The organism is Siccirubricoccus sp. G192 (assembly GCF_019084075.1).
GTDB lineage: Bacteria > Pseudomonadota > Alphaproteobacteria > Acetobacterales > Acetobacteraceae > G192.
This window is the reverse complement of sequence record NZ_JAHREN010000001.1, coordinates 4,851,386-4,870,628: the sequence shown is the minus strand read 5'-3', so window position 1 is coordinate 4,870,628 and position 19,243 is coordinate 4,851,386. Positions and strand designations below refer to the sequence as shown.

General features: G+C 71.7%; 15 protein-coding genes. 7 read left to right on the top strand and 8 right to left on the bottom strand.

Annotated features, from left to right (window positions below; all coding sequences use genetic code 11):
* Window positions 1-90: 90 nt before the first annotated feature.
* Together KSF81_RS23555 and KSF81_RS23550 are read right to left on the bottom strand one after the other, a co-directional pair.
* Window positions 91-1,899, bottom strand: coding sequence for an AI-2E family transporter (locus KSF81_RS23555; protein ID WP_217381038.1), 1,809 nt, complete (start codon window positions 1,897-1,899; stop codon window positions 91-93).
* 517 nt (window positions 1,900-2,416) lie between these two features.
* Window positions 2,417-3,595, bottom strand: a complete 1,179-nt coding sequence (locus KSF81_RS23550; protein WP_309139660.1) for a M20 aminoacylase family protein — start codon at window positions 3,593-3,595, stop codon at window positions 2,417-2,419.
* Window positions 3,596-3,691: 96 nt separating this feature from the next.
* On the opposite strand from KSF81_RS23550, the gene KSF81_RS23545 reads away from it, so the two are divergent.
* Both KSF81_RS23545 and KSF81_RS23540 read left to right on the top strand, forming a co-directional pair.
* The gene (locus KSF81_RS23545; RefSeq protein ID WP_254454229.1) at window positions 3,692-4,711 is read left to right on the top strand and encodes a class I SAM-dependent methyltransferase; all 1,020 of its coding nucleotides are present in this window, start codon (window positions 3,692-3,694) and stop codon (window positions 4,709-4,711) included.
* A 32-nt stretch (window positions 4,712-4,743) separates the two neighbouring features.
* Entirely contained in the window at window positions 4,744-5,361 is a 618-nt protein-coding gene (locus tag KSF81_RS23540) for a hypothetical protein (RefSeq protein WP_217381035.1), read from the top strand.
* Between the two features lie 152 nt (window positions 5,362-5,513).
* Here KSF81_RS23540 and KSF81_RS23535 read toward each other — a convergent pair whose 3' ends face one another.
* From KSF81_RS23535 to KSF81_RS23515, 5 genes are all read right to left on the bottom strand, one after another.
* Window positions 5,514-7,820: a xanthine dehydrogenase family protein molybdopterin-binding subunit gene (locus KSF81_RS23535; protein WP_217381034.1), complete on the bottom strand. Its 2,307-nt coding sequence runs from the start codon at window positions 7,818-7,820 to the stop codon at window positions 5,514-5,516.
* A gap of 270 nt (window positions 7,821-8,090) precedes the next feature.
* Complete coding sequence (locus KSF81_RS23530; protein WP_256444367.1) at window positions 8,091-8,807, bottom strand: sulfite exporter TauE/SafE family protein; 717 nt, start codon at window positions 8,805-8,807, stop codon at window positions 8,091-8,093.
* A 39-nt stretch (window positions 8,808-8,846) separates the two neighbouring features.
* Entirely contained in the window at window positions 8,847-12,020 is a 3,174-nt protein-coding gene (locus KSF81_RS23525) for an efflux RND transporter permease subunit (protein ID WP_217381033.1), read from the bottom strand.
* 6 nt (window positions 12,021-12,026) lie between these two features.
* Window positions 12,027-13,145 (bottom strand): efflux RND transporter periplasmic adaptor subunit, encoded by a 1,119-nt coding sequence (locus KSF81_RS23520; RefSeq protein ID WP_217381032.1) that lies wholly within the window; start codon window positions 13,143-13,145, stop codon window positions 12,027-12,029.
* The gene (locus KSF81_RS23515) at window positions 13,142-13,300 is read right to left on the bottom strand and encodes a hypothetical protein (RefSeq protein ID WP_217381031.1); all 159 of its coding nucleotides are present in this window, start codon (window positions 13,298-13,300) and stop codon (window positions 13,142-13,144) included. The genes KSF81_RS23520 and KSF81_RS23515 overlap by 4 nt, the downstream gene beginning before the upstream one ends.
* A 200-nt stretch (window positions 13,301-13,500) precedes the next feature.
* Here KSF81_RS23515 and KSF81_RS23510 point away from each other — a divergent pair, with 200 nt between their 5' ends.
* The 5 genes from KSF81_RS23510 to KSF81_RS23490 all read left to right on the top strand — a co-directional run bounded on the left by KSF81_RS23510 (window position 13,501) and on the right by KSF81_RS23490 (window position 18,188).
* The gene (locus KSF81_RS23510; protein ID WP_217381030.1) at window positions 13,501-14,406 is read left to right on the top strand and encodes an SMP-30/gluconolactonase/LRE family protein; all 906 of its coding nucleotides are present in this window, start codon (window positions 13,501-13,503) and stop codon (window positions 14,404-14,406) included.
* 107 nt (window positions 14,407-14,513) lie between these two features.
* Entirely contained in the window at window positions 14,514-15,512 is a 999-nt protein-coding gene (locus KSF81_RS23505) for a tripartite tricarboxylate transporter substrate binding protein (RefSeq protein WP_217381029.1), read from the top strand.
* 1 nt (window position 15,513) lies between these two features.
* Window positions 15,514-16,197, top strand: a complete 684-nt coding sequence (locus tag KSF81_RS23500; protein WP_217381028.1) for an IclR family transcriptional regulator — start codon at window positions 15,514-15,516, stop codon at window positions 16,195-16,197.
* Window positions 16,198-16,219: 22 nt separating this feature from the next.
* Complete coding sequence (locus KSF81_RS23495) at window positions 16,220-17,431, top strand: CaiB/BaiF CoA-transferase family protein (protein WP_217381027.1); 1,212 nt, start codon at window positions 16,220-16,222, stop codon at window positions 17,429-17,431.
* Window positions 17,432-17,480: 49 nt separating this feature from the next.
* Entirely contained in the window at window positions 17,481-18,188 is a 708-nt protein-coding gene (locus KSF81_RS23490; protein ID WP_217381026.1) for a phosphatase PAP2 family protein, read from the top strand.
* A 93-nt stretch (window positions 18,189-18,281) separates the two neighbouring features.
* Here KSF81_RS23490 and KSF81_RS23485 read toward each other — a convergent pair whose 3' ends face one another.
* Entirely contained in the window at window positions 18,282-19,115 is an 834-nt protein-coding gene (locus KSF81_RS23485) for a universal stress protein (protein WP_217381025.1), read from the bottom strand.
* Window positions 19,116-19,243: the final 128 nt, after the last annotated feature.

Sequence of the window (19,243 nt, the reverse complement as noted above, 5' to 3'; positions counted from 1 at the left end):
GTGCCCCCCGCAGGGCGGAATCACAAGCTAATTCCTCCCTGAAACGACCCGCTGGAGCAGGCCGCGGTTCCAACCGGGCTGCGGTTTGCTCTAGGCCAGCCCTGGCGCCGGCCCCCCCGGCAGCAGCGCGGGGGAGGCGGCCGGCGGCGCGGGCTGCGGCGCCGGGGCGGTGAAGACCGGCACGGTGTCGCTGCCGGCGGCCTCCACCGCGAGGTCCAGGGTCTCCACCAGGCTGGTCGCCAGCAGCAGCGGCGTGGCTTGGCTCTCGGCCCGGAGCGCCGCGGCCAGCCTGCCATCCGGCTCCACCGCCCAGGCAAGGGCCAGGGCCGGCACGCCCGGCAGCCGCCGCCGCGCCCGGCGCAGCAGGTAGCGGGCGGTCGCGGTGCTGCTGCCGCCCTCCAGCAGGCAGAGGCAGAGCAGCCGGGGCGGCGCCGCCGGCCCGGCCGCCGCGCCGCCGATCTGCACGCCGAAGCCGCGCCGGGTCAGCACCTGGCCCAGCATGGCGGCCAGCAGCGGGTCGAAGGGGCCGCGGCCGGGCATGCAGAGCACTGCCCCCGGCGTGGTCCAGGCGGGCGGCAAGGGCATCGTTTCCTCGCCCGGCTCCTCGCCTTCCGGCGGCTTCGCCTCGGCCTCCTCCGCCTCCTCCAGATCCTCGATCAGGGTCAGGACGCTGCGCTCCAGGGTCTCCAGCCGCTCCGGCGCCAGGGTGCCGCGCTGCGCATCCGTCTGCGCCAGGCGCAGCGCCGGCAGCGCCACCGCATCCAGGTATTCGGTGATCCGCTGCTCCTTCAGGCAGCGCTCCACCTGCTCGGCCAGCGCATCGGCATCGCCGGCGAGCGCCCGCTGGTAGAAGGTTTCCTCCGGGTCGAGCGGCGGGCTGTCGCCCAGCATGACCTCCAGGAATTCCAGCTGCTCCACATGCCGGCCGAGCACCACCAGGCAGACCGTCAGCGGCACCGCCAGCAGCAGCCCGATCGGCCCCCAGAGCCAGGTCCAGAAGGTGGCGGCGGCAATGACGGCGATGGGCGAGAGGCCGGTGGAATGGCCGAAGATCCAGGGCTCGAAGACCTGGCCCATCACCATCTCGCTGACCCCGAAAAGCGCCAGCACCCAGAGCAGGGTGGCCCAGCCCGGGTCCACCGCCAGGCCGAGCAGGGCCGGGAAGGCGATCGCGACGAAGACGCCGATGAAGGGCACGAAGCGCATCAGCCCGGCCACGAAACCCCAGAGCAGCGGGTTCGGGATGCCGATCAGCCAGAGCGCGGTCGCGATGAACAGGCCGAAGCAGGCATTCATCGCGGTCTGCGCCAGGAAGAAGCGGGAGAGGCGATAGGCGGCGTCGTCCATCGCCGCCATGGTCCGGTGCAGGTCGCTGGCGCCGGCCAGGCGGATCAGCCGGTCCCGCAGGTCCTCGCGGTAGAGCAGGATGAAGATCACCAGGACGATGACGATGCCGGTGGTGGCGAGCGGGCCGAGCAGCGGTTCCGCCAGGTGCTGCAGGGTCTCGAAGGATGTCGGGTCGGGGCTGTGGATCTCGACCGGGATCGGCCGCTCGCCCGGCGTCGGGCGGGCGAGGGGGGAGGCGGGCCGCGGCACATCGCCGGGCGGGCCTTCCGGAGTGCCGGCGCGGTGGCCGAATTCCGCCAGCACCCCGTTCAGCCGTTGCAGCAGGCCGCCGGAGCCGCGCAGCCCATCGAGCTTCGCCGTGATCGTGGCCTGGTAGCTCGGCAGGTTGGCGGCGAGGCTGGTCGCCTGGCGCGCCATCAGCGTGCCGATGCCGAAGATCACCGCGAAGCCGAGCACCACCACCACCAGCACCGAGGCCGCGCGCGGCACCGAGATGCGGCGCAGCACCCGCACCAGCGGCGCCAGCACGAAGCTCAGCAGCACCGCGAGCACAAGGGGGGATCAGCAATTCACGCGCGAAATAGAGCACCGCGATGGCGATGATCGCGCCCTGCAGCATCTGCATGCCGGAGCCGGGCGTGGCCGCCGCGGCGAGGGCGCGGCGTGGGGCAGGGTTTGGGGAATCTGACATCCGGGCCGGGGTTCCGCCGCAAGCAGCGGCCGGGGATCGGCCGCCATGGCGCAACGCCGGCCGGCGCCGGCCGTTGCGTGACAGGCTTGAAGGCGTCAGAACCCGTCAGGGAAGGCGGCGGGCCGGGACATGCCGCCGCGCCTGGGGGGCAGCCGCTTTGGAACAGGCTCTCGAATGGGTGGCCCAGCACCGTGCCGCCATGGTCGCGCTGGTCGTGGTGCTCATGCTCACGCTTCTGGCGGGCCGCCGATAGGCAAGCCCCCGCGCCGCGATCCGCGCGGGGGCCGCCCTGCCGGCGGCGCCGGCCTCGATCATGTCGGCGGCGCCGGCCTCGATCATGTCGGCGGCGCCGGCCTCGATCCTGCCGGCGGCGCCGGATCAGTCCTTCAGCCGCGGCATCTCCCGCTCCACCACCGCGGCCAGGATGCCGGCGCCATAGGGGATGGCGGCGTCGTTGAAGTCGTAGCGCGGGTTGTGCACCTCGCAGCCGCCGGCCTCGCCCAAGCCGTTGCCGACCAGGATATAGGCGCCGGGCCGCTCGGCCAGCATGTAGGAGAAATCCTCCGAGCCCATCACCGGCGGGCGCTGGCGGTCCACATGCGCCTCGCCCACCATGGCGGCGGCGGCATCGGCGATCAGCGTGGTCTCGGCCTCGCTGTTCAGCACCGGCACGGTGATCTCGCGGAAGGCCAGTTCGGCGGTCGCGCCGAAGCCGGTGGCGATGGAGAGCGCCAGCGCCCGCATCCGCGCCTCGACCAGCCGCATCACCTCGGTCCGGTAGGTGCGGACGGTGCCGCGCAGCGCCACCCGTTCCGGGATGACGTTGTAGGCCTGGCCCGCGGTAAAGCCGGTGACGCTCACCACCGCGGTATCCGCCGGCGGCACGTTGCGCGCCACCACGGATTGCAGGGCGGAGACGATCTGGGCGCCGCAGATCACGGGGTCGATCGTGCTCTCCGGCCGCGCGCCATGGCCGCCCTTGCCATGCACATGGATGTCGAAGAAGGCGGCGCCGGCCATCATGGCGCCGGCGCGGATGCCGTAATGCCCGATCTCCATCCCCGGCCGGTTGTGCAGCCCATAGACGCTGTTGCAGGGGAAGCGCTCGAACAGCCCCTCGGCGATCATCGCCCGGGCGCCGCCCTGGCCCTCCTCGGCCGGCTGGAAGATGAAATGCACGGTGCCGTCGAAGTTCTTCGTCTCCGCCAGGTAGCGGGCGGCGCCGAGCAGCATGGTGGTATGCCCGTCATGGCCGCAGCCATGCATCTTGCCGGGGTTCCGGCTGCGATGGGCGAATTCGTTCTCCTCCGGCATGTCGAGCGCGTCCATGTCGGCGCGCAGCCCGACCGCGCGGTCGCCGTTGCCGTTGCGCAACACGCCGACCAGCCCGGTGCCGCCGATGCCGCGATGCACCTCGATGCCCCAGGCGGCGAGGCGCTCGGCCACCAGGGCGCTGGTCCGCTGCTCCTCGAAGCCGGTTTCCGGATGGGCGTGGAAGTCGCGGCGCCACTCGGTCAACTGGTCCTGGTAGCGGCGGATATGCTGGATCGGGTTCACGGGGGCCTCCTTGGCGGCGCACAGTATCGGATTCGTGGCGATGATGGGCAAACCCCGCATGGCTGGGCTATGGCTAGAGCAGGGGGCGTGAAGCGCATGGGCCTGATGGATCAGGGAACGGAAGAGGCGTCGCGGCCGCTGCGGCAGGTGCCGGTGCCGCGCGGCTATGCCCGCGGCATGCCGCTGCCCTGGTGGGCCAAGCTCGGCATCAAACTGGCCCTCGCCAAGCTCGGCCTGCATGGCGCGCGGGCCAGGCGGCTCGGCTTCGCCGAACCCTCCTTCGGGGCCGAGGACCCGGCCCGGCTGCTGGACGGGCCGATGGCCTGGCTGCGGCGGGCGGAGGCGGTGCTCGGCCGGCCGCCGCGCAGCCTGCTGGAGATCGGGCCGGGGCGGATGGTGCTGCGGGCGCCGGTGCTGGCCGGGCTCGGCTTCCGGCGCATCTGGTATGCCGACCCGGCCGACAGCGCGCCGATGGACCCCGCCCCCTACCGGGCGGCCGCGGGCGCAGCGCGGGCGCGCGGCATCCCGGTGCCGGACCTCGAGGATTGCCCGGACCGCGCGGCCATCCTCGCGCGCTGCAATGCCCGGCTGCTGACCGGCGGGCCCGGCATGCTGGCCGCCATCCCGGATGGCAGCATCGACCTGGTGGTGAGCGAGGTGGTGCTGGAACATGTGCGGCGGGAGGATCTGGCGCCGCTGCTGACGCAGCTTCGGCGGGTGACGGCGCCGCGTGGGCTCGGCCTGCACTGGATCGACTTCCACGACCATCTGGGCGGCGGGCTGCAGCACCTGCGGCTCAGCGACGGGTTCTGGGCCAGCCCGCTGGTCGGCCGGGCCGGGATCTACGTGAACCGGCTGGGCCTCTCGGCCATGGTCTCGCGCTTCCGCCGGGCCGGCTTCGCGGTGACGGTGCCGGAGGCGATGGCCTGGCCGAGCCGCCCCTCCGGCCCGCGCCGCCCGCACCCCGAGGCGATGCGCCCGGCGGCGGACGACCTGATCTGCCACGCCCTGCTGGAGACCCGGCCGGCAGGGGGGGTTGAGCCTTCCATGCTGACGGAAGCTTGCGCCGGCGCCACGGCGCGGAGCCTATGGTCGTTGCATTGCCATCCGCGCTAGGCTGCGGAACATCCATCCCCGGGGAGGATCGCATGTTCCGTCGCGCGCTGATCGCCGCGCTTTTCGCCCTGCTGGCCGTGCCCGCCGGGGCGCAGTCGAACGACCCGTCCTTCAGGGTCATCAACAACACGCAGAACGTGGTGAACGAGGTCTATGCCTCGCCCGCCAACCAGCGAAGCTGGGGCCAGGACCGGCTGGGGACCGAGACGATCGCCCCCGGCAGCAGCTACATCGTGCGCCTGCCGGCCGATGGCCAATGCGTCTACGACATCCGCATCGTCTACCAGGGCGGCAATGCCGAGGAGCGGCGGAACCTCAATACCTGCAACATCACCGACGTGGTGCTGGGCGAGGCCCAGGCGGCACCGCCCGGCCAGGCCCAAGGGCAGACCCAATCGGGCAACCCCTCCTTCAACCTGATGAACCAGAGCGGCCGGGTGATCGAGCAGTTCTTCGCCTCGCCCTCCTCGCAGCAGGACTGGGGGCCGGACCGGCTGGGCAATGACGTGGTGCAGCCGGGCGCGACCTATGCCGTCCGCCTGCCGGTCGGCGAATGCAGCTACGACCTGCGCTGGGTCTGGCAGGGCGGCCAGTCGCAGGAGCGGCGGAACGTGAATACCTGCACCATGAACAACTACGTGGTGCGGTAGGCGCCCCAGGCCCTCCCCCGCCAGTGGTCCGATCCTGGCGCTTGGGAACCAAGCGTCAGGTGAATCGGCCCACCAGATCAAGGCCGGTGGTGCAAACCAACGGACCTCTCCGTTGGATTTGCACCACCGGCGGGGGAGGGTGGAAGCCGGGTTCAGGCGGCGCGGGCGGTCCGCAGCGCCTGCCAGACGATCTCCGGCGTCGCCGGCATGTCCATGTGCGTCACGCCGTCGCCGGCAAGCGCATCCACCAGCGCATTCATCAGGGCAGGAGGCGAGCCCACCGCGCCGGCCTCGCCGGCGCCCTTGACGCCGAGCGGATTGGTCTCGCAGGGCACCTCGATCAGCTCGACCTCGATATCCGGCAGGTCCTCCGCCCGCGGCAGGGCATAATCCATGAAGGAGGCGGAGAGGAGCTGGCCGCTCTCCTTGTCATAGGCGGTGCGCTCATGCACCGCCTGGCCGATGCCCTGCGCCACGCCGCCCTGCACCTGGCCGCGCACGATCATCGGGTTGATGGCATGGCCGACGTCATCCACCACGATGTAGCGCGGCACCTCGACCAGGCCGGTATCGGGATCGACCTCCACCTCGGCGATGTGGCAGCCATTGGGGAAGGTGTGGGACTTGATCTCCGCCACCTCCGCCGCATCCAGCAGCGTCGCGCTCTCGCCCCGCGCCGCGCGCTCGCGCTGGATCTTCGCCAGCGACAGGATATCGACGCCGCGATCGGTGCCGACCACGGTGAAGCGGCCGCCAGCCGGGGTGAATTCGATGTCGGCGACCGAGGCTTCCAGGTGTTCGGACGCCGCCTGCTTGCCCTTCTCGATCACCGTCGCGGTGGTGAGCAGGATCGCCTGGCCCTCGGAATAGAGGCTGCGGGCGCCGCCGGTGCCGCCGCCGGTCGGGATCACGTCCGAATCGCCCTGGACGATGCGGATCTTCTCGATCGGGATGCCCAGCTCATGGCTGGTCAGCATGGCATAGGCGGTCTCGTGCCCCTGGCCGGTGGACTGGGTGCCGACCAGCACCTCCGCCATGCCATCGGCCGCGAAGCGCACCTCGGCGCGTTCGGTCGGGCCGCCGCCGGTGGCTTCCAGGTAATAGGCGAGGCCGATGCCGCGCCGCCTGCCGCGCGCCGCCGCGGCCGCCCGCCGCGCCGGGAAGCCGGCCCAATCGGCCTTGGCGAGCGCGGTATCCAGCACGGTGGCGAAATCGCCGCTGTCATAGCGCTGGCCGATGGCTGTCGTGTAGGGCATGGCGCTCTGTGGCACCATGTTGCGGCGGCGCAGCTCGGCGCGTTCGATGCCGAGCTCGCGCGCCGCGGCGTCGATCAGCCGTTCCACCAGGTAGTTGCTCTCGGGCCGCCCCGCGCCGCGATAGGCATCGACCGGCACGGTATTGGTCAGCACGCCCAGCACCCGCGCATGGATCGCCTGGAAACCATAGACGCTGGCCAGCACCTTGGTGCCGGCGCCGGTCGGGATGAAAGGCGCGAAGGTGGAGAGGTAGGCGCCCATATTGGCGTAGTTGCGGGTGCGCAGCGCCAGGAATTTGCCGTCCTTGTCGGTGGCCAGCTCGCCCTCGGTGATGTTGTCGCGGCCATGCGTGTCCGAGAGGAAGGCTTCCGTGCGCTCGCTGGTCCATTTGACGGGCCGGCCGAGCCGGCGTGCCGCCATGCAGACCAGCGCGTATTCGGCATAGAGGTAGAGCTTCATGCCGAAGCCGCCGCCGACATCCGGCGTGACGACGCGGAACTTCTCCTCCGGCAGCTTGAAGACGTTGTCCGCGAGCAGGCTCTTCACCAGCCAGGACCCCTGGGTGCCGACATAGAGGGTGAACTTCCCCTCCGCCGCGTCGTAATCGGCGGCGGCGGCGCGCACCTCCAGGCTGGAGACGACCACGCGGTTGTTCACCACGGTCAGCCGCGTGACATGCGCCGCCTGCGCGATCAGCGCCGTGGCCTTGGCCTTGTCGCCGGCCTCCCAGTCGAAGCAGATGTTGTTCGGCACGTTGTCCCAGACGAGCGGCGCGCCCGGCTGGTGCGCGGCGGCGAGGTCGGTGGCGGAGGGCAGCTCCTCGTAATCCACCATCACCGCCTCGGCGCCGTCGCGCGCCGCCTGGGGCGTCTCCGCCACCACGAAGGCCACGGGGTCGCCGACATGCCGCACGCGGTCCCCGGCGAGCGCGCCGCGCGGCGTCTCGGCGCGGTCGGTGCCGTCGATGTTCTTGAGCGGGATGATGCAGGGAATCTCCCCCAAGCCCTCCGCCTGCCAGTCCTGGTTGGTGATCACCGCCAGCACGCCGGGCACCGCCATGGCGGGCGCCGTGTCGATCGAGAGGATGCGCGCCGCCGCATGCGGGCTGCGCAGCACCACGGCATGCGCGGCGCCGGGCATCGGGATGTCGTCGGTATAGCGGCCGCCGCCCTTCAGCAGGCGTGGATCCTCGATGCGGCGCATCGGCTGGCTGAGCCCGGAATTTGGCCATGGCAACCCCCGTCGGTTTTTCTGCCCCCATCATCTGCGGAGGAAGGGGCGCGGGGGGAAGGGGGGTATCGCCGGCCCGGCCCGATTCAGCGCCGGCCACCCCGCGGGAGGCCGGTGAACACATCGGCGTGGGGGGGCGCCTGGAGCGTTTTCCGTTCGCATTCGCTCACGGAATCCGCTCCAGCCTTTGTCTTATCGAGCAAATTACTCCGTCCAGGCGATTCCGCCTGCACGGAGTTTGCTCTAAAGCAGCTTCGGCAGGGTGGTGGCGATCAGCACGGCGCCGGAGATCGCCAGCAGGCCGAGGACGACGCGGCGGAAACCCGCATCGCTGAAGCGGTGAAACAGTCGGGCGCCGAGCAGCGAGGGCACCAGCATCGCCGGGAGGACCACGGCGAAAAGCCGCGCCGCCTCGGCGGAGACGGTGCCGGTGGCGAGATAGGCCGCCATGGTGGTCGCATGCATGGCCAGGTTGAAGACCTGGATGACGGCGCGCTGGGCATGCCGGTCCCAGCCCCGCAGCGTCACCCAGAGGATCGGCGCCGGGCCGCTGAGCCCGCCGAGCCCGCCCATGACGCCGCCGGCCCAGCCGGCCCCGGCATCCGCCAGGCGGCCGCCGCGGGTGATGCGCGGCAGGTCCTGGGCGAAGAGCATGGCCGGGCACCACAGCACCAGCAGCAGCCCCACGGCCAGCCTGAAGCCGAGCGGGTCGATCCGCCCGAGCAGCAGCACCCCGAGCGGCACGCCGAGCAGGCCGCCGGCGACGAAGGGCAGGATGCACCGCCAATCGAGGCCGGGCCGGAGGGACCCCAGGCCGATCACCTGGCCGACCAGCGAGCCGAAGACCACCAGCGGGCCCGCCAGCACCGGATCGACCGTCCAGGCCCAGATGGCCATGGCCACGAGGCCGAAGGCGAAGCCGGTCAGGCCCTGCACGAACCCCGCGGCCGCGGCGCCCAGCGCGACGGCGCCGATGAGGGGTCCATGCCCGCGCCCCGCCTAATGCGGCGGTGCGCCCGCCGCACCCTCCCCCGGCCCCGGCGCGGATGCGGCGCGGTAGCCCGCCCGGCGCTTCACCCATTCCCGCATCCCCTGGAACACCACATAGAGCATCGGGATCATGAAGATGCCGATGGCCGAGGCGGCGATCATGCCGCCGAAGACCGGCGTGCCGACGGCGCGGCGGGACAGCATGGCCGCCCCCGTGGCGGTCACCAGCGGCACCAGGCCGAGCACGAAGGCGATCGAGGTCATCATGACGGCCCGGAACCGCAGCCTGGCCCCCTCCAGCGCCGCCTCGCGGATGGGGAGGCCGCGCAGCTCCCGCGCCTCCTTGGCGAATTCGATGATGAGGATGCCGTTCTTGGCGGCCAGCGCGATCAGCACCACCAGCCCGATCTGCGCATAGACATCGAGCGCGAGCCCGCCGAGCCAGATCGCCAGGAAGGAGCCGAGCCCGCCCACCGCCACGGAGAGCAGCACCGGCACCGGGATGGTCCAGCTCTCATAGAGCGCCACCAGGAACAGATAGGCGAAGAGCACCGCCAGCCCGACCAGGATGCCGGTCTGCCCGGAGGCTTGGCGTTCCTGATAGGCGGTGCCGGTCCATTCATAGCCATAGCCCGGCGGCAGCGCGCGGGCCGAGATCTGCTCCATCGCCAGCAGCGCCTCACCGGAGGAGATGCCCGGCCGCGCCGCGCCGTTCAGGGTGACGGAGCGGTAGTTGTTGTAGCGCTGCACGGTCTGCGGCCCGACCACCACCCGCACATCCGCGAAGGCGCGCAGCGGCACCATGTCGCCGCGGTTGTTGCGGACCCGGATGCGCCAGATATCCGGGATGTCGTCGCGGTCGCTGCCTTCGGCCTGGATGTTCACCTGCCAGACCCGGCCGAAGAGGTTGAAGTCGTTGACGTAGAACCCGCCCAGCGTGGCCTGGAGCGCGCTGAAGATGTCGCTGATCCGTACCCCCAGCGCCTGCGCCTTGTCGCGGTCCACATCGAGGTAGAGGCTCGGCGTGGTGGGCGAGAAGGTGGAGAAGACCGAGGTCAGCCGCGGGTCCTGGTTGGCGGCGACGATCAGGCCAAGCATGGCGCTGCCGAGCTCGGCCGGCGGCCGGCCCTCGAAATCCTGCAACTGGTACTCGAAGCCGCCGCCGGTGCCGAGGCCGATGATCGGCGGGATGTTGAAGGCGAAGACATTGGCGACGCGGATGCCCTGCGCGGCGCCGAAGACCCGGCCGATGGCGGCGAAGACGCTGTCCTGGGTCGCCGTGCGGTCCGCGAAGGGCTTCATCCGCGCCACCATGAAGGCGGAATTGGACTGCGCCCCGCCATCGATCAGCGAGAAGCCGACGATCGCCAGCACGTGCTGGATGGCGGTGTTCTGCTGCAGGATCGCCTCCACCTGCATCGCCGCTTCCCGGGTGCGGGAGACGCTGGCGCCCTGCGGCAATTGCAGCTGCACGAAGAAGGCGCCCTGGTCCTCCTGCGGCAGGAAGCCGGAGGGGGTCTGTTTCGAGAGCGTCCAGATGCCGAAGGCGAAGCCCGCGGTCAGCAGCAGGGCCAGCAGCGCGAAGCGCACCAGGCGCCGCACCACCGCCGCATAGCCGTCGCGCACCTTGTCGATGCCGCGCAGCACGTATTTGATCGGCCCCCGCCGCGGCCCGGTATGGCGCAGCGCCAGGGCGCAGAGCGCCGGCGAGAGGGTCAGCGCATTGATGGCGGAGATCACCATCGCCACGCTGATCGTCACCGCGAATTGCCGGAACAGCACGCCCGAGACGCCGGGGATGAAGGCCACCGGGATGAAGACGGAAAGCAGCACCAGGGTGATCGCGATGATCGGCCCGGTGATCTCGGCCATGGCCTGCTTCACCGCGGCGGCGGGCGGCAATTCCGGGTGCTGCTCCATCACCCGCTCGACATTCTCCACCACCACGATGGCATCGTCCACGACGATGCCGATGGCCAGCACCAGCGCCAGCAGGGAGACGGTATTGGCGGTGAACCCCACCGCCAGCAGCACCGCGAAGGTGCCGATCAGGCTGACCGGCACGGCGACGGTCGGGATGATGGTGGCGCGGACCGAGCCGAGGAACAGGTAGACCACCAGGACCACCAGCACGAAGGCTTCCAGCAGCGTCTTGACCACCTCATGGATCGTGTCGGTCACGAATCCCGAGGTGTCGTAGACCACCAGGTACTTCACCCCCTCCGGGAAGCGGCCGGAGAGGCGGTCCAGCGTGTCGCGCACGGATTGCGCCACCTGCACCGCATTGGCGCCGGGCGAGAGATAGATGCCCATGGTCACGGTGGGGCGGCCGTTCAGCCGGCTTTCGGTGTCCATGCTGGTGGCGCCCAGCTCGACGCGCGCCACGTCCCGCACCCGGAGCACGCTGCCATCGGGATTGGCCCGGATGATGATCTCGCCGAACTGCTCCGGCGAGGTGAGCCGCCCCTGGGTCTGGATATTGAGCTGGAACTGCTGGTCCTCGCTGATCGGCCTGGCGCCGATGCGGCCCACCGCCGCCTGCACGTTCTGCGACTGGATCGCCTGCACGATGTCCTGCGGCGTCACGTTCAGGCTGATGAGGCGGTCCACCTCGAACCAGATGCGCATGGAATAGTCCATGGCGCCGAACAGGTTCACCTGGCCGACGCCCGGCACGCGGGCCAGGGTGTCGATCATGTTGATGGTGGCGTAGTTGGAGAGGAACAGCGGGTCCTGCTCCCCATTCTCGGAATAGAGCGCCAGGAATTGCAGCACCGCGGAGGATTGCTTGCGCACCGTGATGCCGTTCCGCTGCACCTCCAGCGGCAGCCGGGCCAGCGCCGCCTGCACCCGGTTGTTGACGTTGACCGTGTTGATGTCCGGGTTGGTGCCGAGCGCGAAGGTGACGTTCAGCGAATAGGTGCCGTCATTGGCGCTGTTCGAGCGCATGTAGAGCATGCGGTCGGCGCCGTTCACCGCGCTCTCGATCGGCTGCGCCACCGTCGCCTCCACCACCGCCGCCGAGGCGCCGGGATAGCGGGCGGTGACCGAGACCTGCGGCGGCACGATGTCCGGGAACTGGCTGACCGGGATGGAGAACATGGCCAGCAGCCCGGCGATCGTCATCACGATGGAGATGACGATGGCCAGCCGCGGCCGGTCGACGAAAACGCCGGAGATCATGGCGGCTCAGCCCTGCCGGTCGCTGGCGGGGGCGGCCGCCGGTGGCCTGGCTGGCGCCGCGCCCGGCGGGGTGGCGGGCGGGCGGGCGGGCGCGGCGGCGGGCGGTGCGGGCGGGTTCAGGCTGCCGGCGCTGCCCGCGCGGGCGGCCGGCGGCGTCGCCGGCGCCGGGTTCACCGGCTGGCCCGGGCGGACGCGCTGCAAGCCCTCGGCGATCACGCTCTCGCCGCCCTGGAGGCCCTCCTCCACCACCGCCGTCTCGGCGCTGCTGCGGCCGAGCCGGACATTGCGGCGCTCCGCCTTGTTCTCGGCGCCGACCACGAAGACGTAATTGCCGCCCTGGTCCTGCAGCACCGCGGCGCGCGGGACGACGATGGCCAGCACCGGCTCCGCACCCTCGACATTCACGGTGACGAACTGGCCGTCGATCAGCTCCCGGTCGCTGCCCTGGGCGCCCTGCGCGCTGTCGCGGCGCGGGTTGGGGATGAGGGCGCGGATCAGCAGCGTATCGGTGTTGCGGTCGATCTGGGTATCGATGAAGTCGATCCGGCCGGTCTGGTCATAGAGCCGGCCGTCGGTCAGCCGCACCCGCACCACCATGGCCGCGACGCCGCCGCGCGATTCGTAGCGGTTGCGCAGCTCGACCGCGCTGCGGGCGCTGACGGTGAAGGCGACGCGCATCGGGTCCTGGCTGACGATGGTGGCCAGCGGCTCGGTCAGGGTCGGCGAGACGACATTGCCCGGCGTATAGGTGGCACGGCCGATCTTGCCGTCGATCGGCGCAATGATGTCGGTATAGCCGAGGTTGATCTCGGCGGTGCGCACCTGCGCCTGGGCGCCGAGCACCTGGGCATTCGCCGTCCGCTCCTGCGCCTGGGCATTGTCCAGCGCCACCTGGGTGCCGGCGCCGGTCTGCCGCAGATCCCGCGCCCGGGTCAGGGTCACGCGGGCATTCTCCAGCGTCGCCTGGGCGGCGGCGACATTGGCGCGGGCTTGTTCGAGCTGCGCCTCGAAGGGTGGCCGCTCGATTCGGAACAGCACGTCGCCCGCCTTCACCTCCTGGCCTTCCTGGAACAGCCGCTCCTGCAGGAAGCCGGTGACGCGGGCGCGGATATCGACGCGGTTCACCGCCTCGATCCGGCCGGTGAATCGCTGCTCTCCGTCACCGGCCGGCGCTCCGCCGTCACCACGCCGACGGCCGGCGGGCCCTGCGGACCGAACTGGGCCTGGGCCGCGGGCAGGGCGAGCAGCAGGAGAAGCAACGCGAGTGGAAGGCGGAGCATCGGATCGGGATTCCCGGGGGGAGGGCGGATGTTGCACCAGCGAAGGCGCAGAAAGCACGCGGCGCAGCGTTACCGCAACCTTGCCGTGGCCCGATGAAATATCGGTCATGCCTGCGCCGCGCCAGCCCCGTCTTCCGCCGGCTTCGTCTCCAGGCTGGGCCGGGCTTGCCGCCTCCTGCCGCCAGGGGCAGGCTGCCGCCATGTGGTTCACCCCGCCCCGCGCGATTCCCGCCCGCCTCTTCTCCGCCCTGCCGGAGGCGCATCGCCGCGCCCGCCGCACCCCCTGGTCCGATGCCAACCGGGCCGGCGCGGCGATCGACAGTTTCCTGGAAGGCCCCTGCTTCGACGCGGCGGGGCAATTCCTGGTCACCGATATCCCGAATGGCCGCATCTTCCGGGTCGGCCCCGCCGCCTGGGAACTGGTGGCGGAATACGAGGGCTGGCCGAACGGCATGGCCGCCGGGCCGCGGGATGGCGCGCATGCCGGTGCCCTTCTCATCACCGACTACCGGCACGGGCTGCTCAGCCTCGACCCCGCCACCGGCGCCATGGCCCCGGTGCTGGAACACATCCTGTCGGAGGGCTTCAAGGGGCTGAACGACCTGGTGCTGGATGCGGCGGGCGGCATCCTCTTCACCGACCAGGGCCAGAGCGGCTTGCAGGACCCCTCCGGCCGGGTCTGGCGGCTTTCCCCGGAGGGGCGCATCGACCGCCTCATCGGCAATGCGCCGAGCCCGAACGGCATCGCGCTGAACCAGGCGGGCACGCATTGCTACGTGGCGATGACCCGGGCCTGCGAGGTCTGGCGCTTCGCGCTCAGGCCGGATGCGGTGGTGGGCAAGGCGAATTGCTTCGTCCGCATCCCCGCTGGCACCTCCGGCCCGGATGGCATGGCGGTGGATGCGCATGACCGGCTCTTCGTCGCCAATCCCGGCCATGGCCAGGTCTGGGGCGTGGACCCGCATGGGCAGATCATGCTGCGAGTGGACTGCACGGATTTCGGCCGCCACACCACCAATTGCTGCTTCGCCCCGGATGGCACGACCCTGCTGATCACCGAAAGCGCCAGCGGAAGGGTGCTGGCGGCGGATATCCCGCCGCCCTGACCTCATGCGCCGACGATTCCGCTTGACCCGGGCGGCGCCCGGGGCGCAGAACTGCGGCGCCACAATAGAACGCCGTTCTGTTGCGCAGAACATCAGGAGACCCAGGGATGCCCGCACCCGGACGCCGCCTGCTGCTCGCCGGCCTCGCCGCCCCCGCCCTGCTGCGCGGCCTGCCCGCCCGCGCCCAGCCTGGCCCGGCCGCGCAGGATTGGCCGAGCCGCCCCGTCCGCATGGTGCTGCCCTATGCCGCCGGCGGCCCCACCGACATCATCTGCCGGCTGATCGCCGAACGCATGTCGCAGCGCCTGCCGCAGCAGGTGGTGGTGGAGAACCGCTCCGGCGCGGGCGGCAATATCGGCGCTTCCAACATCGCCAAGTCGCCGGGCGACGGGCACCACCTGCTCTTCACCAATATCGGCCATGCGGTGAACCGGGTGCTCTATCCGCAGCTCGACTACGACCCGGCGCGCGACCTCGCGCCCATCACCATCGTGGCGGAAACGCCGATGGTGCTGCTGGTGCCGCCGAATTCGCCCTGGCACAGCTTCGCCGAGTTCATCGCCGCGGTGCGCGCCGCGCCGGGGCGCTACAGCTACGGCACCAGCGGCGGCGGCGGCGCGCTGCAACTGGTCTCGCTGCTGCTGCTGCGTGCCGCCGGCCTGCAGATGACCGAGGTGCCCTATCGCGGCAGCGGCCCGGCGGCGCTCGACCTCGCCGCCGGCACGCTCGACATGATGTATGACGCGGGGCTCACCGGCTTCGCGCTGGCCAAGGGCGGCCAGGGGCGGGCGCTGGCACTCTCCGCCGCCGAGCGCAGCCCGGCCATGCCGGATCTCCCCACCATCGCCGAACTCGGCTTCCCGGAGGCGGTCTTCAGCGTCTGGCAGGTGATCCTGGCCCCCGCCGCCACCCCGGCGCCGCTGCGCGCGCGCATCCAGCGCGAGGTCGCCGCGGTGCTGGCGGAGCCGGCGCTCCGGGCGCGGCTGGCGGAACTCGGCGCCGAGCGGCTGATCGGCAATACCCCTGCCGAGGCCGAAGCCTATGTGGCGGCCGAGATGCGCCGCTGGGAGGTCATCCTGCGGGAAGCCGGGCTGCCGGCGCAGTAGCATGGCCGCAGCGGAGGAACCCGGCGTTGCCGCGGTGGAACGCGCGCTCTCCCTCCTCGCCGCCTGGCGGGAGGGGGAGGCGGCGCTGAGCCTGGCCGAGCTCGCCGCCCGCACCGGCCTCTACAAGAGCACCATCCTGCGGCTGCTGGCCTCGCTGGAGCGGTTCCGCTGCGTCCAGCGCCGGCCGGACGGGCAATGGGCGCTGGGGCCGATGCTGTTCCGCTGGGGGATGCTCTATCAGCGCGGCCTCCGCCTCGATGCGATCCTGCCGCCGGCGCTGCGCCGCCTGGCCGACGAGTCCGGCGAGAGCGCCACCTTCTGGGTGCGGGAGGGCGGGCAGCGGCTCTGCCTGTTCCGCGCCGACAGCCCGCGCGCAGTGCGCGACCACCTGCTGCCGGGCGAGTTGCTGCCGCTGGAGCAGGGCGCCGGCGGCCGGGTGCTGCTGGCCTTCGCCGCCGGCCCGCCGCCGCCGGGCACGGACCCGGTGGTGGTGACGCTGGGCGAGCGCGACCCGGACATGGCGGCGCTGGCCGCGCCGGTCTTCGGCGGCGGCGGCGCCCTGGCCGGGGCGCTGGCCCTCTCCGGCCCGCGCGCCCGGCTGGCGCCGCTGGCGGAGGCGCTGAAGCCGGCGCTTGCTGCCGCCGCCGCCGCCCTTACCCGCCGCCTCGGCGGCGATCTCGGCTGAATCCGCGGAGTCCCCCCCCCCAATGGAAACCCCAACCCCGCTCGCGCATCTGAAGGTGGTCGAGTTCACCCATATGGTCATGGGCCCCACCACGGGCATGGTGCTGGCCGATCTTGGCGCCGATGTGGTGAAGGTGGAACCGGCGCCGGAGGGCGATTCCACCCGCCGGCTGACCGGCTCCGGCACCGGCTTCTACGCCGCCTTCCAGCGCGGCCGCCGCAGCCTCTGCGTGGATATGAAAACGCCGGCGGGGCTGGCGCTGGTGCGGAAGCTGGTCGCCGGCGCCGATGTGCTGATCGAGAACTTCCGCCCCGGCGCCATGGAGAAGCTGGGGCTGGGCCGGGCGGCGCTCTCGGCGGAGAATCCGCGGCTGATCTACTGTTCCTGCAAGGGCTTCCTGCCCGGCCCCTATGAGCACCGCACCGCGCTCGACGAGGTGGTGCAGATGATGGGCGGCCTGGCCTACATGACCGGGCCGGTCGGCAAGCCGCAGCGGGCCGGCAGCAGCGTGATCGACATCATGGGCGGCATGGCCGCCGCCATCGCCATCCTCGCCGCGGTGGCGGAACGGGAGCGGACCGGCCGCGGCCGCCATGTCGAGGCCGGGCTCTTCGAGACGGTGGCGCTGCTGATGGCGCAGCACATGGCGCAGACCGCCATCACCGGGCAGGAGCCGCAGCCGATGTCGGTCCGCACCCCGGCTTGGCCGGTCTATGACGTCTTCGATACCGCCGATGGCGGCCAGGTCTTCGTCGGCGTGGTGACCGATACGCAATGGCCCGCCTTCTGCGCCGCCTTCGGCCTGGACGACCTGGCCGCCGACCCGTCGCTGGCCACCAAGCAGCAGCGGGTCGCGGCGCGCGCCCGCACCATCCCGCGCGTCGCCGCGGCCTTCCGCGCCTATACCAAGCCCGCACTGATGGCGAAATGCGAGGCGCTGGGCCTGCCCTTCGCGCCGATCGGCCGGCCGGCGGAGCTCTTCGACGACCCGCACCTGAATGCCTCCGGCGGCCTGGTGCCGCTCACCCTGCCGGATGGCCGCCCGGTGAAGCTCCCCGCCCTGCCGGTGGCGATCGACGGCCAGCGCCCAGGGGGACCTGGCACGGGCCGGCGCGACCTGGTGCCGCCCGGCGCGGATGGCGCGGCGATCGCGGCGGAGCTTGGCTACAGCGCGGCGGAAATCGCGGCAATGCGACAGGAGGGGGTATTGGCGGGGCCGGAGCGGTTCCAATAAGCTATCATGACGTTTTCGCTTCGACAGAAACCAGGAACGCCGGCTCGGCATGCTGCAGAATTTCGACCTCGCGGTCAGCCGGGCTGTACTGGACGCATTCGGCGGATCGAAGGGTTTCGATTGGGTGATGCGGCTGCTGATCGAGGTCGATCTGCTGCGCATGGGCCCCATCGTCGCCCTGATGCTCTTCGTATGGGTCATGCCGAAGGGGCGGGTCGAGGCGCGGCCGGAGGTCGTGTTCCGCAGCATGGCGGGCATTTTCGTCGCGACCCTCCTGAGCCGTATCCTGCAGAATTTCCTGCCCGCCCGGCCGCGGCCACGCCTCGGGGCCGAGACCCTGCCCTTCGCGGATCTCGGGCACCTCATCTTCCTGGACGACTGGAGTTCCTTTCCCTCGGATACCGCCACACTGGTCTTCGCCATGGTCGCGGCCATCTGGGTGGTGTCCCGGCGCCTGGCCGTGGTGGCGGCGATCTGGGGCACCTTCGTTGTCTGCTTTCCGCGGCTCTATCTCGGCTACCACTATCTCTCCGACATGCTGGCGGGCGCCCTGTTCGGCGCCCTGGCCGCGGCGGTGGTGCAGGGGCTGCCGCTGCTGCGGTGGCCCGCCAGCCTCGCCCGCCGCTGGACCGAACGCTATCCGGCCATAGCCGTGGTCATGCTGCTGATCCTTGGCTATGAATTGATGAGCAGCTTCCGCAGCGTCATGCAGGTGCGCGACGCCCTCCGCGAAACCCTGCACGCCCTGCGGGCCTGAGCGTCCGGTCGTCCGGAGGCGCAGCCGGAGGGCGTGAATCGGCCGGCAGGATACAAGCCGCCGGGCCCCGGATTGCCGATCGGGGCTGCCCGTTCAGTGATGCACGAAGACCGCGCAGGGTGCGTCCCGCAGCAGGCGGCGCGTCATGGCGCCGAGCAGCAGCGCGCGCAGCCCGGTATGGCTGAAGGCGCCCATCACCAGCAGGCGGGCGCGGAGCCTCGCCGCCTCGGCCAGCAGCAATTCCGCCGGCTCGTCACCCTCCATGGCCCATTCCTGCACCGACATCCCGTGCCGGCGGAGATAGCCGGCCCCCTCGGCCGCCAGCAGCGCCGCCCGGGCCGGATCCGGATCGGCGGCGAGCAGCATCACCGGCGAGCCCTCGTCCAGCCCCAGCAGGGCGAAAAGCTGCAACGCGCGCAGGGCGGGCACGGAGCCGTCATAGCCGACCAGCACCGGCGCCGGGGGCGGTGCGGCGGCGCCGGGCGGCACCACCAGCAGCGGGCGGGCGCCGTCCCGCAGCAGCGCCTCGATCACCGGGGCGACATCCTCCGCCTCCTCCCGCCCCAGGGTGCAGTCGCGGCCGAGCACGACCAGGTCGTGCCCCGCCCCGACCCGCAGCAGGGCGGGCTCCGGCGCCTCCTCCAGCCGCAGCATCTCGAAGGGGAGGCCGCCCGCCGCCTGCTGGCAGGCCGCCAGCGCTGCCGCCGCCGCGGCCTCGGCCTGGGCGGCGAGCCTGGCGTTGCGGCGCTCGGCGAAGGCGGCGGCGCCGATCGGCACCGGCTCATTGGCATCGAGCGTATGCGGGCGGTCCAGCACCGTGGCGGCGGTGATCGCCGCGCCGGTCCGGCGGGCGAGGGCGAAGGCGGCGTCGCGGGCGGCCAGGGCGCCGGGGGTGTCGTCCAGGGCAACAAGGATGCTGCGCAGCATGCGGGGATCCTCCGGCGGGCAGTCTAGAGCGTGATCGCTTGAGGTGCCCGCACCGAAAAGCGTGAATCACGCGATCACACAAAGGCCTGGAGCATGATGCGTGAACGAAGGTGAACGCATCCTGCTCC

Bases quoted from the DNA above. Each gene is read 5' to 3' on its own strand.
- KSF81_RS23540 (WP_217381035.1), top strand. From the start codon at position 4,744: ATGTTCCGTCGCGCGCTGATCGCCGCGCTTTTCGCCCTGCTGGCCGTG.
- KSF81_RS23510 (WP_217381030.1), top strand. From the start codon at position 13,501: ATGTGGTTCACCCCGCCCCGCGCGATTCCCGCCCGCCTCTTCTCCGCC.
- KSF81_RS23500 (WP_217381028.1), top strand. From the start codon at position 15,514: ATGGCCGCAGCGGAGGAACCCGGCGTTGCCGCGGTGGAACGCGCGCTC.
- KSF81_RS23515 (WP_217381031.1), bottom strand. From the start codon at position 13,300: ATGCTCCGCCTTCCACTCGCGTTGCTTCTCCTGCTGCTCGCCCTGCCC.
- KSF81_RS23505 (WP_217381029.1), top strand. From the start codon at position 14,514: ATGCCCGCACCCGGACGCCGCCTGCTGCTCGCCGGCCTCGCCGCCCCC.
- KSF81_RS23490 (WP_217381026.1), top strand. From the start codon at position 17,481: ATGCTGCAGAATTTCGACCTCGCGGTCAGCCGGGCTGTACTGGACGCA.
- KSF81_RS23535 (WP_217381034.1), bottom strand. From the start codon at position 7,820: ATGCGCCGCATCGAGGATCCACGCCTGCTGAAGGGCGGCGGCCGCTAT.
- KSF81_RS23545 (WP_254454229.1), top strand. From the start codon at position 3,692: ATGGGCCTGATGGATCAGGGAACGGAAGAGGCGTCGCGGCCGCTGCGG.
- KSF81_RS23525 (WP_217381033.1), bottom strand. From the start codon at position 12,020: ATGATCTCCGGCGTTTTCGTCGACCGGCCGCGGCTGGCCATCGTCATC.
- KSF81_RS23485 (WP_217381025.1), bottom strand. From the start codon at position 19,115: ATGCTGCGCAGCATCCTTGTTGCCCTGGACGACACCCCCGGCGCCCTG.
- KSF81_RS23495 (WP_217381027.1), top strand. From the start codon at position 16,220: ATGGAAACCCCAACCCCGCTCGCGCATCTGAAGGTGGTCGAGTTCACC.